The organism is Corynebacterium sp. NPDC060344, assembly GCF_042725215.1.
Lineage (GTDB): Bacteria > Actinomycetota > Actinomycetes > Mycobacteriales > Mycobacteriaceae > Corynebacterium.
This window is the reverse complement of the sequence record NZ_JBHXCS010000003.1, coordinates 1-13,386: the sequence shown is the minus strand read 5'-3', so window position 1 is coordinate 13,386 and position 13,386 is coordinate 1. Positions and strand designations below refer to the sequence as shown.

Below are 13,386 nucleotides of genomic sequence, written 5' to 3'. Positions count from 1 at the left end.
ATTAAACACCGGCCTCCGGATCGCGGGCGCCCTCGATGCGGTCGAGGCGCTTGCGGCGGTCGGCCTTCTTCAGGGCCTCGTACTCGGTGTCCTCGTCGAAGTCGAGGACGATGCGGCCGCCGATCGAGCACACGGCGATGGCCAGCAGCGCGAACCCGGGCGGCGCCCAGCCGGTGGCCATGAACAGCGCGCCGAGGCCGATGGCCAGCGCGACGCCGATCCAGTCGATGTTCTCCGCCAGGCGTCCGCGGGTGCGGATCCGCTCCAGCTCGGCGTCCGGCTCCTCCTTCGGCGCCAGCTTCGCGGGCAGCCCGCCGAGGCCGTCGAAGGCCGGGAGCAGATCGGATTCCCGCACGGCGCCGGCGACGATGGCCGACCGATCGTCGAACTCGCCGACGTCAATGCGGCCCTCGGACAGGTGGGTGCCCAGGGCGTCGAGCGCGGTGGCCCGCTCGGAATCGGAGAGTCGGCGGGACTCGGCTGCCCCGGCGGCGCTGGCTGCATGGTCAGTGCTGACGGGATTGGCGGGGTTGGTTCGCGAGATGTCGGTCATGGCCCTTCTCCAATACGCTCGTATGGTTTTGCACCATTATGCAAGCGATTCACCCGGCCGTCAATACGATTGTATTTTTTCGCGGCCACGACCTACGGTGGTGGTATGACCAGGGATTCCGCCGCGACACGAGAGCTCATCCTCGGCGCGGTCACGTCCCTGTTGGCCACCCGCGGCCCCGAATTCGCCACCGTGCGCAAGGTCGCCGCCGAAGCGGGGCTGTCGCCCGGCGCGGTGCAGCACCACTTCCGCACCCGCGACGACCTCATCGCCGCCGCCTACGGCCACACGGCCGAATTGTTCCGGGCGGCGCTCGAGGCCACCGTCGCCGGCATCGACTCCCCCGCCGAGAGGTTCCGGGCGGCCTGCCACCTGTTGGCCGGCTGCGCCGACGACTCCGCCCGGACCCGCGAGGCCACCGCCGCGTGGCTGGCGTTCGCCGGCATCGCCGCCACGGGCGGGCCCGCCGCCCCGGGTTACCGCGATGCGTGGCAGCAGGTGGAGGACAACCTCGCCGCCGCCGTCGGCGATGCGGAGGAGGCGGCGCTGCTGCTGGCCATGCTCGACGGCATCGCGGTCGCCCGCCTCACCGAGCCCGGCCGCATGCCGGCGCAGCGCGGGCGCGCCCTCATCGACCGCCAATTGGCCCGGCTTGCCGCCGAAGCCGACTACGCGGCGGGCACCCCGCGGGGACGGTGAGCTCCGGGCCGAGGTTCCCCCGGCCCCGGTAGACCGAGTAGTCTTTAACCTGATGAACACCACTCTCCCGCCCGAAGGCCAGCCCGGGTACGTCCAGATCGGCGACGTCACCACGGAAGCCGGCGCCACGATCGGGGACGTCACCGTCGCCTACGAGCGGTGGGGGCGCCTCAACGACGACGCGTCGAACGTCATCCTGCTGCAGCATGCGCTGACGGGCGACGCCCACGCGTCGGGCCCGTGCGACGAGGAGCATCCGACGGCGGGCTGGTGGAACGGCATGATCGGCTCGGGCCGGGCACTGGACACCGACCGGTACTTCATCATCTGCACCAACGTCATCGGCGGTTGCCGCGGCACGACGGGCCCGTCGTCGCCGCACCCGGACGGCGGCCAGTGGGGCTCGCGGTTCCCGGCGATCTCGGTGCGCGACACGGTCACCGTCGAGCGCATGGCCCTGCGCGCGATCGGCATCGATTCGGTGGTCGCGGTGCTCGGCGGTTCGCTGGGCGGCGCGCGCACGCTGGAGTGGTCGCTCATGCATCCGGACGAGGTCGGCCGGGCGCTGGTCCTGTGCGTCGGCGCCCGCGCCAGCGCGTGGCAGATCGGCATCCAGTCGGCGCAGATCCAGTTCATCGAAAACGACCCCGCCTGGCACGGCGGCGACTACCACGGCACCGGCGACATGCCGGTCAAGGGCCTGGGCTTCGCCCGCCGGGTGGCGCACCTGACCTACCGCGGCGAGCTGGAGATGGACGATCGTTTCGGCACCGCCGCCCAGCCTGGCGAGGATCCGCTGGGCCCGATGCGCACCGGCGATCGCTTCCAGGTGGAGAGCTACCTCGACCACCAGGCCGACAAGCTCGCCGCCCGCTTCGACGCCGGCTCCTACGTGACGCTGACGGACACCCTCAACCGCCATGACATCGGCCGCGGCCGCGGCGGCATGAACGACGCGCTGGCCGCCTCGACGGTGCCCACGCTCGTCGCGGGCGTCGACACCGACATCCTCTACCCCTTCCACCAGCAGGAGCATTTGGCCCGCAACCTGGGCAATTGCATGGGGCTGGAGAAGATCGAGTCGGCGACGGGCCACGACGGCTTCCTCACCGAGTTCGAGCGCGTCGACGGCATCGTCCGCGGCTTCCTGTCCGCCGACGTCTAGGTCCCGCCCGCTTTACGACGCCTGGCCCGCCCTGATCGCCCGCACCACCACCAGCATGGAGGCGGCGTAGGCGACGACGGTGGCCAGGAACGCGGCCTTCGCCGCGAGCCCCGCGATCTCGCGTTCGATGCGCATGACGGCGCCGAGGATGAACGTCGCGTGGAAGATGAGGACGAACACCCACATCAGCAGGCAGCGCAGCGGCCGCACGACGCGCGGCGGGACCTGCCCCAGGTAGACCGCCAGCATGCCGTTGCCCAGCACGAACGACGGCAGCCACATGTACATCACCATCATGACGGCCGTGTCGTCGATGGGCGCGCCCGAGGAAATGACGAAGACGGCCACCGGCACCAGCACGCACGCCAGCCACGTGTACGCGATCAGCGGCACCCGCCCGGCGGCCACGTCAGCTCCCCAGCGCGTCGACGGAACTGGCCAGGAACACCATGGCGCCGCCGACGAGAAGGCAGAACCACAGGTCGAACTTCTTCGACCGGACGCTGAACACGCCCAGCAGCGAATCGGGCAGGTACTGCCGGATCACGCCCAGGTACATCATGGTCACGCCGAGCATGAACGTCGCCCGCCGCCACCGCTCCAAACCGAGGAACACCACCGCCGCGCCCAGGCCGAAGAACAGCAGCCCGTACAGCAGCCACCGGATGCGATCCGGCCACTTCTCCCCCGGCGCCGGCTCATCCGGCGAATGCGGGTTGACCATCGGATCCGGCAGATCACCCCGGTCGGCCCTCCTGGCGATTTCGCGCGCGCCGAACCGCACCGCGCCGCCTTCGGGGCGACGGGGTGGGCGGTTGCGGGGCGGCGTCGTCAAGCCAAACCCCCTACAGACCCGCCAGGCGCTCGGCGCGTTCGACGACGTTTCGCACCAGGAAGGCGCGCGTGAGCGGGCCGACGCCGCCCGGGTTCGGAGAGACCGCCCCGGCGACGTCCCAGACATCGGGGTGCACGTCGCCCGCGAGCTTGCCGTCGAGGCGGGACACTCCCACGTCGAGCACCGCCGCACCCGGCTTGACCATGTCCGCCGTGAGCATGTGCGGCTTGCCCGCCGCCGCGATGATGATGTCCGCCTGCTTCGTCTCCGCCGCCAGATCCTTCGTGCCCGTGTGGCACAGCGTGACCGTGGAATTCTCGCTGCGGCGCGTGAGCATCAGGCCGATCGGCCGGCCCACCGTCACGCCGCGGCCGATGACGCACACCTTCGCGCCGGCCAGCTCCACGCCGAAGCGGCGCAGCAGGTGGATCGACCCATTCGGCGTGCACGGCAGCGGCGCCGGCTCATTGAGCACCAGCTTGCCCAGGTTCACCGGGTGCAGGCCATCGGCGTCCTTGTCGGGGTCGATGAGGCCCAGGATGCGGTTTTCGTCGATGTGCTTCGGCAGCGGCAGCTGCACGATGTAGCCCGTGCAGGCGTCGTCGGCGTTGAGCTCGGCGATGACCGCCTCGAGCTCCTCCTGCGACGTCTCCGCCGGCAGGTCGCGGCGGATCGAGGAGACGCCGATCTGCTCGCAGTCGCGGTGCTTCATCTTCACGTAGGAGTGGCTGCCCGGGTCGTCGCCGACCAGCACGGTGGCCAGGCCCGGCGTCACGCCGGCTTCCTTCAGTTTCGTCACCCGGGCGGCGAGATCCTGGAAAATCTCGTCGCGATACAGTTTGCCGTCAAGCTTCGTCGCCGTCATGGCTCCCAGTATGGCAAAGCCGATCCGGAAAACCGTCACTTCCCTCCCGGGCCCCGCCTTTACTTCCCTTCCGGGAAACCCATCTGCCGCCACACCTCGTACGCCGCCACGGCGGCCGCGTTGGACAGGTTCATGCTCCGCCGCCCCGGGATCATGGGGATGCGGATCTGCTCCGTCACCCGCGGGTCCGCCAGCGCCTCCTCCGGCAATCCCGTCGGCTCCGGCCCGAACAGCAGCACGTCCCCGGGCCGGTAGTCGACGTCGGTGTGCCACTTCTCCCCGTGCGCCGTGAACGCGAACACGCGCCGCGCACCTTCCATTTCCCCGGGCTGCTTTGCGACGCCGCCGTCCCCGTGGCCGTCGTCAAGCATCCGAGAAGCCGGGCCCACCAGCGCCGTGAGCGCCGCGTCGAGCGAGGGATGGACGTGGACCTCCGCGAGATCGTGGTAGTCCAGGCCCGCGCGGCGGACGTGCTTCTCGTCGAAGTTGAAGCCCAGCGGCTCCGCCAGATGCAGCGCCGCGCCCGTGCCCGCGCACATGCGGATCGCGTTGCCCGTGTTCGGCGGGATCTGCGGGCTGGCGAAGAGCACGTGGCAAAAGGGGGCCGTGCTCGTGGGATCGGTGCTGGTGGTGCTGGCAGTGCTGGTCGTATTGGCGGATTCGGGAGAAGCGGTCACGGTGGGAAAGGGTACGCCGCGGGGCGGGTGCCAAAAGCCAGCCAGGTCCAATTCGGCGTTGGCGCTCGCGGCCTAGACTCAATTGGGCCCGCCACCGACCCCTCCCCGGTAAACCCACCTCGAATGGCGAAAATGGCCCGTTTTAACGGGTGGGTTAAGACATTCGAGGTGGGTTAGCGAGTGGGCGGGTGGGGTGGGGCAAGGCGAGCCGGCCCCGGCTAATCGTCGACGCCCGGGGCACCGGCCTTCATCTCGGCGATGCGGGCATCGAGGAGCGACAGGTTCGGCGTGGTCACCAGCCCATGACGGCCGAGGAAGTCGAGCAGCGCCGCGGCGATGAGGCGGCGGCTCTTCGGCTTGGCGTACTTGTGGCCCTCGCCGGGAACCTGCAGGTACTCGGTGGGCACGCCGCGGGCGCCGAGGGCGTCGCGCATCTGCAGCGACTCGCGCTCCGGGACGTTGGTGTCCCACTCGCCGTGGATGAACAGCACCGGGGCGGTGATGTTCCCGGCCTGGTTCAGCGGCGAGACCTGCCGCAGCAGCTCGGCGTCGTGGTACGGGTAGCCGTATTTCGGGTACGCCGCCGACGCCAGCCACGGCTCCGTGGAGCCGTAGTAGGACTCGAAACTGGTCATGCCGCAGGCGTCGACGACGGCGCTGAACAGCTCCGGGTAGCGCGCGGCGACGAGCAGCGACAGGAAACCGCCGTAGCTGCGGCCGCCCAGCGCCAGCCGGTCCGGGTCGCCGATGCCGGTGTCGACGAGGAAGCGGGCGGTGTCGGCGACGTCGTCGATGGCGGCGAAGCGCCCGTAGCGGTCGTCGGCGTGGAGGAACGGCCGGCCCGCACCCGACGAACCACGGATGTTCGGGGTGAAGACGGTGACGCCGGAGTCGACCAGCGTGGTCAAAATATCGTGGTTGACCGGCCGCGACTGCAGCTCCGGGCCACCGTGGAGGTGGATGTACACCGGCTGCGGGCCCGCGGCGTCGTCGCCTTCGCCGTGGTAGAGCCAGCCCGACAACTCCAGGCCGTCGCGGGCGGTGAAGTGGACCAGCTCCGGGATGTAGTTCTCCTGCGCGCGCTCGGCGATGCGGCGCGTGCGGTCGACGTTAATCGGCTCGATCTTGCCGGTCCTGGTGCGCATGATCTCCACCGTCGGCGGCAGATTCGGGCCCTCCACCGTCAGCGACAGCAGCTCGCCGTCATCGGTGATGGACAAATCCGAGGCGACCATGCCGGGAAGCTCAACCGACCGGCGGACCAGCACCTTCTGGTCCTCGCCGAGGGTCAGCAGATCCAGCAGGGAAACGCCGGAGGTGTTCCACAGGACGGCGGCGGTGGACAGGTCCTCGCTGATGACGAACTCGTCGACGTCCGAATCCGCGTTGCCCACCATCTCCTCGGCGGTGACCTCCCGGCCGTCGACGGCCACCCGCAGCACGCGGCGGCGGTCGGAGGAATGGTCGGAGCACACGATGACGGTCACGCGGCCGTCGGCGGCGGTGGTCTCCTCGCGCAGGATCGTGCCGGCGTCGGTCATCGCGCCGGGTTCGGGGCGCAGCAGCGGCAGCCACGTGCCGTCGGGCTTGACCAGCAGCAGCTCGCGGCTGCCGCGGGGGCCGACGCGCATGAGCGCATGGCCGGCCTCGGCGGAGACCAGCAGCGAGTCGGTGCGCCGGTCGAGCACCGTGTAGTCGCCGGTGACGGGGTCGACCAGGCGGCCCTCGGTGATGCCGTCGGCGGCGACGGCGTCCATGGCCAGCTTGTCGCGGTCCCATTCCACCAGCGTCGTCTTCGCGTCGCCGGACAGCTGCAGGCGCTTGGCCCCGGGCACGGCGGGGTCGGTGGACACCAGCCACGTCTCCAGGCGCTCGGTGCCCAGCGGAGAGACCTCGCAGGCGATCCAGCGGGCATCGGGCGAATGCAGCACGCGGGTGACGGGGCCGTCGACGGGCAGTTTCACCGTCCGCTCGTCGCCGAGGCCGTCGTCGGTCAGCGCCACCTGCACGGCCTTCGGGTAGCCGCGTTCGCGCACGACGTACGCGATCGCGCTGCCGTCGGGCGCGAGTGAGGAGCCGTAGGTGTGCCGCATACCCGCCGATCATAGGAAAGCCCCCGGAGGCGGCGGCGCTGCGCCCCTGGATTGCGCCCGTGGCGCCCGGGGCGCCCGCGTCACCGGAAGTCCCGGCTGCGCCCGGCGACGACGGGCGCGGCGACGGCGTCGCGCAGCGGGGTGAGCTTGTCGGCGACGATGGTCACCGCCCCGGAGGCGTTTTGGGCGATGCCGCGCACCACCAGCGCCCGTTCGGTGGTGGCGATGGTGCGGAACCGGTTCCACAGCCCCGGGGTGCACAGGACGTTCATCAGCCCGGTTTCGTCCTCCATCCCCAAAAACACCACCCCGCCGGCGGTGCCCGGCCGCTGCCGGTGGGTGACGATCCCCGCCACCAGCACCCGCGACGAGTCCTCCACCGCCCCGAGCCCCGCCGCCGGGACCACGCCGAGCGCGTCGAGCTCCCCGCGCAGCCGCGCCACGGGGTACTCCTCCGGGGTGACGCCGGTGCCCGCCAGGTCCGCCGCGGCCAGCTCGAATTCGGTCATGCCGGGCAGCGCCGGCGCGGAGGCCACCGTCAGCCCGGGCAGCATGCCCTCGTGTTCCGTGGCGGCGATGCCGGCCGCCCACAATGCTTGACGACGATCCATGCCCAGACATTCCAGCGCCCCCGCCCTGGCCAGGGCCTCGACGTGGGCGACGGTCAGCGACGCCCGGCGCGCCAAATCGGCGACGTCGGCAAAGGGGCCGGTGCGGAAAGCGCCGGAGGCTTCCCCGGCGCCGCCGCGTGCGGAGACGATGCGCTGCGCGGCGGCGTCGCCAAGCCCCGCCACCGACCCCAGCCCCAGCCGGATCCGGCCGCCCGGGCAGTCGGGCTCCACGCCGGAGACGTTGACGTCCGGGCCGTCGCAGCCGACCCCGTGGCGGCGGGCGTCGGCGACCAGCGACTGCGGCGAATAGAAGCCCATCGGCTGCGCCCGCAGCAGCGCGACGCAGAACTCCGCCGGGTAGTGGTGCTTGAACCACGCCGAGAAATACACCAGCGACGCGAACGACTGCGCATGCGATTCCGGGAAGCCGTAGGCCGCGAACGCCACGATCTTGTCCCACAACCGGTCCGCGACCTCGCCGACGATGCCGTTGGTCTCGCGCAGGCCGTCGAGGAATCGGGTGCGCAGCGCCTCCATCCTCTCCACCGAGCGTTTGGCGCCCATCGCCCGGCGCAGCGAGTCGGCCTCCGCCCCGGAAAAGCCGGCGGCGTCGACGGCGACCTGCATCAGCTGCTCCTGGAACAGCGGGATGCCCAGCGTCTTGCCCAGCGACTTCTCCAGCACCGGATGGTCGTACGTCACCTTCTCCAGCCCGTTGCGCCGGCGGATGTACGGGTGCACGCTGCCGCCCTGGATGGGGCCGGGGCGGATCAGCGCCACCTCGACGACGAGGTCGAAGAACTCCCGCGGCCGCAGCCTCGGCAGCGTGGCCAGCTGCGCGCGCGACTCCACCTGGAACACCCCGACGGCGTCGGCGCGCGAGAGCATGTCGTAGACCGCCTTTTCCGCCACGTCGATCTCCCACAGCCGCACGGTCCGGCCGTGGTGTTCGGCCACGAGGTCGATGCAGTGGTGGATCGCCTCGAGCATGCCCAGCCCCAGCAGGTCGAACTTCACCAGCCCGGCCGCCGCGCAGTCGTCCTTGTCCCACTGCACCACCGACCGGTTGTCCATCCGCGCCCATTCCACGGGCACGACGTCGGCGATGGGCCGGTCGCAGATGACCATGCCGCCGGAGTGGATGCCCAGGTGGCGGGGTTGCCCGCGCAGCCCTTCGGCCAGTTCGGCGACTTGGCCCGGCGGTTCGGCGGTCTTGTTCACCCATGCGTCGATGACGCCGGGCGCGTGCCCCAGCGCGCGGGCGGCGTCGCGCAGCGCACCGCGGCGCCGGTAGGTGATCACGTTGGCCACCTGGGCGGCGTTGTCGCGGCCGTAGCGGCCGTAGACGTATTGGATGACCTCTTCGCGCCGCCCGGATTCGATGTCCAGGTCGATGTCGGGCGGGCCGTCGCGCTCGGGCGACAGGAACCGCTCGAACAGCAGCCCCGCCGAAATCGGGTCGACGTTGGTGATGCCCAGCGCAAAGCACACCACCGAATTCGCCGCCGAGCCGCGCCCCTGCGCCAGGATGTTCTCGCGCCGGCAGAACTCGCAGATGTCGTGGACGATGAGGAAATACCCCGGAAACCCCAGTTCATCGATCACGGCCAGTTCCCGTTCCAGCTGGCTCCAAGCTTGCTTGACGACGTCCGGTGCACCGCCCCCGCCGGGGGCTCCGCCCATCTCTTCGCCCACTTCTTCACACAAACCTTCACCCAACCCGGCGGCCGGACCATAGCGCCGCAGCGCGCCCTCCCGGGCGATGTGGGCCAGCCACGAGGATTCGTCGTGGCCCTCCGGCACGTCCCACGCCGGCAGATTCGGCGCGATGAGGTCGAGGGTGAACGCGCACTCCGCCGCCACCTGCGCCGTGGCCTCCAGAACACCGGGCAGGTGGCCGAACATGGCCTCCAGTTCCGCGCCGGAGCGCAGCCACGAGCCACCGGTCGGCGGGAGCTTCGGTTCGTGGTCGTCGAGCGACTCGCGCTGCGCCAGCGCATGCTTCGCCCCGGCCACCCGCGCATCCGACGGCGTCGCCGCCGTCGCCGCCGCGCCCGCCACCTGCCGCAGTCCATGCTCGGCGGCCGCCGCGGCCAGGTCGCGCTGGGCATCGGCGGCCGCCGGGGTCAGGTCCGCGTGATGATCCACCGCCACATGCTCCGCACCGAACGCCCCCACCAGATCCGCGAGATGCGGCAGCCAGGCGACGTCGGCCAGCACCTGCCACTGCCCGCCGGCGGCCCGCGCCAGCTCCTCCAGCCCCGGATACCGCGCGACGCCCTTCTCCCCGCCGGACATCAGCGCGTCGTTGATGGCGTGGCTGAGCCGCCGGTAACCCTCCGGCCCGCGGGCCAGCACGGTCAGCGGCGCCTGCGGCAGGGACAGCTCCGCCCCGATGATCGTGTCCAGCCCGGCCTCCGCCGCGGACTCGGCGAACCGCGCGACGCCGTAGAGCCCGTCGCGGTCGGCGATGCCCAGCGCCGTCAGGCCCAGCCGCACGGCATCGTCCACCAGATCCGCCGGATCGGACGCACCGTGCAGGAAGGAATAGCTGGAGCGGCAGTGCAGATCGACGCCACCGGCGCCCGCCACCGCATTCGACCGGGCATTCGCTTCCCCATCCGCAGCTCCACCACCAGCTCCCCGACCATCACTCGCCCCCGACCTCCGCTGCCCGTTCATGCCGTAGCCCGGCGTGAGCTTCCCCACCGACTTGCCCGACAGGATCCGCTCGATGCGCGACCAGCTCAGGGGGCCGTCACGGCGCGACCCGGCGGCACCGGCGTCTGCGCCGTCGCCATTGCCGGCACCAGCACCGACGCCAGCATCGGCGCCTTCGCCGATGCCTCCCGCGGAACCCCTCCACACGCTCATGGCCCACACGGTAGACCCGGGCGCGGATAAACGCGAACACTCATTCGAACATGCCAGGTCGAAGGGATTCTATCGGCCGCTGGGCGGCCGTCGCAAAGCAGAAAGCACACCGCCGGCGAGCCTTCCCGGAGCCGGCCCGATGAACGCCACTTTCCACTCGATCCGCCCAGGGTGCTACGCTGATCCCACAACAAGACAGCTTGGTCTATTCGCGAACCGCGCGACGGGCCCCCACTGCAAGGAGAAGCACATGGCATTGCGACGATTCGCAGCCGGCGCCGTCGCCCTGGCCTTCGCGGCCACCGGCCTGGTGGCCTGCGGCAACGACGAGCCCGCCGAGCCGCTCGCCGAAGGCGACACCATCCGTATCGGCACGACCGACTTCGAGAAGGAGGCCTGGAAGGTCTTCGAGGAGAAGGCCGACGAAGCCGGCATCGATATGGAGATCGTGCCCTTCACCGAGTACCCGCCGGTGAACACCGCCCTCGACGAGGGCGAGCTCGACGTCAACCTGTTCCAGCACATCAAGTACCTGGCCCAGTACAACGTCGGCGCCGACTCCGACCTCACCCCGATCGCGTCGACCGAGATCGTCCCGCTGGGCCTGTACTGGCAGGGCGGCGACAAGGTCGAGGACATCGCCGACGGCACCGAGGTGGTCATCCCCAACGACTCCACCAACCAGGGCCGCGCCCTGAGCGTGCTGGAGAAGGCCGGCCTCATCGCCCTGAAGGGCGACTCCGCCAACCCGACCCCGCTGGACATCGACGCCGAGAACTCCCGCGTCTCCGTCACCCCGATCGACGCCGCCCAGACCCCCGCCGCCTACGGCGAGGGCACCCCGGCCGTGATCAACAACACCTTCCTCGATCGCGCCGACATCGACCCGAACTCGGCGATCTTCAAGGACGACCCGAACGACGCCGCCGCCGAGCCGTACATCAACGTCTTCGCCACGACCCAGGCCAACAAGGACAACGAGCAGCTGAAGAAGCTCGCCGAGATCTGGCACAGCGACGAGGTCACCGAAGCCGTCGCCCGCGACTCCCGCGGCACCTCCATCCCGGTCACGCGCCCCGTCGCCGACCTCGAGGCCATCCTCGACGCCGCCGAGAAGGACGCCCGCGAGAACCCCGATGCCGAGTAATTCCGGCACCGCCTCCCAGCTCGACGCCACCGCCGGCTCCGCTTCCGCGAAGTCCGGCACCCGCGTCGAGCTGCGCGGCGTTTCCAAGGTCTTCGGCTCCGGCAAGAACGTGACCCGCGCCCTCGACGACGTCACCGTCGCCGTGGAGCCGGGCGGCGTGCTGGGCGTCATCGGATACTCCGGCGCCGGCAAGTCGACGCTGATCCGCCTGATCAACGGCCTCGAGTCGCCCACCTCCGGCGAGGTGCTGCTCGACGGCACCGACATCGCGGGGCTCAAGGAGAAGCAGCTGCGGGAGGTCCGCCGGGACATCGGCATGATCTTCCAGCAGTTCAACCTGTTCACCTCCCGCACGGTGGCCGGCAACGTCGCCTACCCGCTGGAGCTGGCGGGCATGGGCAAGGCCGAGCGCAAGGCCCGCGTCGCCGAGCTGCTCGACTTCGTGGGCCTCGGCGACCGCGGCGGCTCCTACCCGGAGCAGCTGTCGGGCGGCCAGAAGCAGCGCGTCGGCATCGCCCGCGCGCTGGCGACGAACCCGTCGCTGCTGCTCGCCGACGAGGCCACCTCGGCCCTCGACCCCGAGACCACCGCAGACGTCCTCGAGCTGCTGCGCGAGGTCAACCGGAAGTTCGGCGTGACCATCGTGCTGATCACCCACGAGATGTCGGTGGTCCGCGCCATCGCCGACCACGTCGCGGTGATGGAAAACGGCCGCGTCGTCGAGCACGCCACCGTTCACGATCTCTTCGCCCACCCGACCACCGAGGTCGGCCGCCGCTTCGCCGCCACGGCACTGCGCGACCGCCCGGAGGGCCGGGAGCTGGATTCCGCGGTCGGTTCGCTTGACGACGGTGCCGCCGCCCTGGTCACCGTCCGCGTCGACGACGACGTCCCCCTGGGCCGCGTCCTCGACATCGCGCGCGCCGAGGGGCTCGACGCCACCGTGGCGCACGGGTCCGTGACCAACGTGCAGGCCCGGTCCTTCGGCCGGTTGACGCTGCGCCTCAGCGGCGAGGACGCCGCGGCGGCTGCCGAGCGGGTCGTCGCCAAGCTCAACGAGTTCACCGACAGCGAGGTAATCCGATGACCGCAACCACGACCGCCGCCGCGGCGTCCGCGACCACCGAGATCCTCGCCCGCGACACCGACTGGGGCCAGCTCGGCCCGCGCATGTGGGAAGCCTTCGGCGAAACCCTGTGGATGGTCGCCGTGACCATGGTCATCGGCGGATTCTTCGGCCTGGCGCTGGGCGTGCTGCTGTACGTGACCCGCGCGTCGGGCGTGCTGCCGTCGGGGCCGCTGTACACGCTGCTCAACATCGCCGTGAACTTCGTGCGGCCGATCCCCTTCATCATCCTGGTCACCGCCGTCGGCCCGCTGACGAAAATCGCGGTGGGCAAGACCATCGGCACCGAGGCGGTGATCTTCGTCATGGTCATCGCGGCGTCGTTCGCCGTCGCGCGCCTGGTGGAGCAGAACCTCATGGCCATCGACCCGGGCGTCATCGAGGCGGCCCGCGCGATGGGGGCGAGCCCGTGGCGGATAATCCGCACCGTCATCGTCCCCGAAGCGCTCGGCCCGCTGATCCTGGGCTACACCTTCGCGTTCATCGCGGTGGTCGACATGTCCGCCATGGCCGGCTACATCGGCGGCGGCGGACTCGGCGACTTCGCCATCGTCTACGGCTACCGCGCGTTCGACTGGAACGTGACGCTGGTGACCACGCTGATCATCATCCTCATCGTCCAGGCCGCCCAGCTGGTGGGCAACTTCCTGGCGAAGAAGGTCATGCGCCGCTAGCCGCGGCCGCGCTCGCGCACAATAAGACGCCGAGTGGCCAGTTAGATGTGGTGCGCCACATCTAACT

Annotated in this window: 12 protein-coding genes; 5 read left to right on the top strand and 7 right to left on the bottom strand. The window is 70.8% G+C overall.

Annotation, left to right across the window (positions count from 1 at the left end; genetic code table 11):
- Position 1: 1 nt before the first annotated feature.
- On the bottom strand, positions 2-553 hold the full coding sequence (locus tag ACFWGD_RS05050) for a DUF1707 domain-containing protein (RefSeq protein ID WP_377777504.1): 552 nt from the start codon (positions 551-553) through the stop codon (positions 2-4).
- 105 nt (positions 554-658) lie between these two features.
- Here ACFWGD_RS05050 and ACFWGD_RS05045 point away from each other — a divergent pair, with 105 nt between their 5' ends.
- Complete coding sequence (locus ACFWGD_RS05045) at positions 659-1,252, top strand: TetR/AcrR family transcriptional regulator (RefSeq protein WP_377777503.1); 594 nt, start codon at positions 659-661, stop codon at positions 1,250-1,252.
- Between the two features lie 52 nt (positions 1,253-1,304).
- Positions 1,305-2,417 carry a homoserine O-acetyltransferase gene (locus ACFWGD_RS05040; RefSeq protein WP_377777502.1) on the top strand — a complete coding sequence of 371 codons (1,113 nt, stop codon included), beginning with the start codon at positions 1,305-1,307 and terminating at the stop codon, positions 2,415-2,417.
- 12 nt (positions 2,418-2,429) lie between these two features.
- Here the strand turns inward: ACFWGD_RS05040 and ACFWGD_RS05035 are convergent, their stop codons facing one another.
- The 6 genes from ACFWGD_RS05035 to ACFWGD_RS05010 all read right to left on the bottom strand — a co-directional run bounded on the left by ACFWGD_RS05035 (position 2,430) and on the right by ACFWGD_RS05010 (position 10,372).
- Entirely contained in the window at positions 2,430-2,825 is a 396-nt protein-coding gene (locus tag ACFWGD_RS05035; RefSeq protein ID WP_377777501.1) for a hypothetical protein, read from the bottom strand.
- A gap of 1 nt (position 2,826) precedes the next feature.
- Positions 2,827-3,252, bottom strand: a complete 426-nt coding sequence (locus ACFWGD_RS05030) for a DUF3017 domain-containing protein (protein ID WP_377777500.1) — start codon at positions 3,250-3,252, stop codon at positions 2,827-2,829.
- Positions 3,253-3,262: 10 nt separating this feature from the next.
- Complete coding sequence (locus tag ACFWGD_RS05025) at positions 3,263-4,117, bottom strand: bifunctional methylenetetrahydrofolate dehydrogenase/methenyltetrahydrofolate cyclohydrolase (RefSeq protein WP_377777499.1); 855 nt, start codon at positions 4,115-4,117, stop codon at positions 3,263-3,265.
- A gap of 59 nt (positions 4,118-4,176) precedes the next feature.
- The gene (locus ACFWGD_RS05020; protein ID WP_377777498.1) at positions 4,177-4,794 is read right to left on the bottom strand and encodes a tRNA (cytidine(34)-2'-O)-methyltransferase; all 618 of its coding nucleotides are present in this window, start codon (positions 4,792-4,794) and stop codon (positions 4,177-4,179) included.
- Between the two features lie 218 nt (positions 4,795-5,012).
- Positions 5,013-6,887 (bottom strand): alpha/beta hydrolase family protein, encoded by a 1,875-nt coding sequence (locus ACFWGD_RS05015; protein ID WP_377777497.1) that lies wholly within the window; start codon positions 6,885-6,887, stop codon positions 5,013-5,015.
- Positions 6,888-6,967: 80 nt separating this feature from the next.
- On the bottom strand, positions 6,968-10,372 hold the full coding sequence (locus ACFWGD_RS05010) for an error-prone DNA polymerase (protein WP_377777496.1): 3,405 nt from the start codon (positions 10,370-10,372) through the stop codon (positions 6,968-6,970).
- 250 nt (positions 10,373-10,622) lie between these two features.
- On the opposite strand from ACFWGD_RS05010, the gene ACFWGD_RS05005 reads away from it, so the two are divergent.
- The 3 genes from ACFWGD_RS05005 to ACFWGD_RS04995 are packed head-to-tail and all read left to right on the top strand — an operon-like array spanning position 10,623 to position 13,319.
- Positions 10,623-11,519 (top strand): MetQ/NlpA family ABC transporter substrate-binding protein, encoded by an 897-nt coding sequence (locus tag ACFWGD_RS05005; protein ID WP_377777495.1) that lies wholly within the window; start codon positions 10,623-10,625, stop codon positions 11,517-11,519.
- A complete protein-coding gene (locus tag ACFWGD_RS05000) occupies positions 11,509-12,606 on the top strand; it encodes a methionine ABC transporter ATP-binding protein (RefSeq protein WP_377777494.1) in 1,098 nt (365 codons plus the stop codon). The genes ACFWGD_RS05005 and ACFWGD_RS05000 overlap by 11 nt, the downstream gene beginning before the upstream one ends.
- Positions 12,603-13,319: a methionine ABC transporter permease gene (locus ACFWGD_RS04995; RefSeq protein ID WP_377777493.1), complete on the top strand. Its 717-nt coding sequence runs from the start codon at positions 12,603-12,605 to the stop codon at positions 13,317-13,319. Before ACFWGD_RS05000 ends, ACFWGD_RS04995 begins: the two co-directional genes overlap by 4 nt.
- The last annotated feature ends 67 nt before the right edge of the window (positions 13,320-13,386 follow it).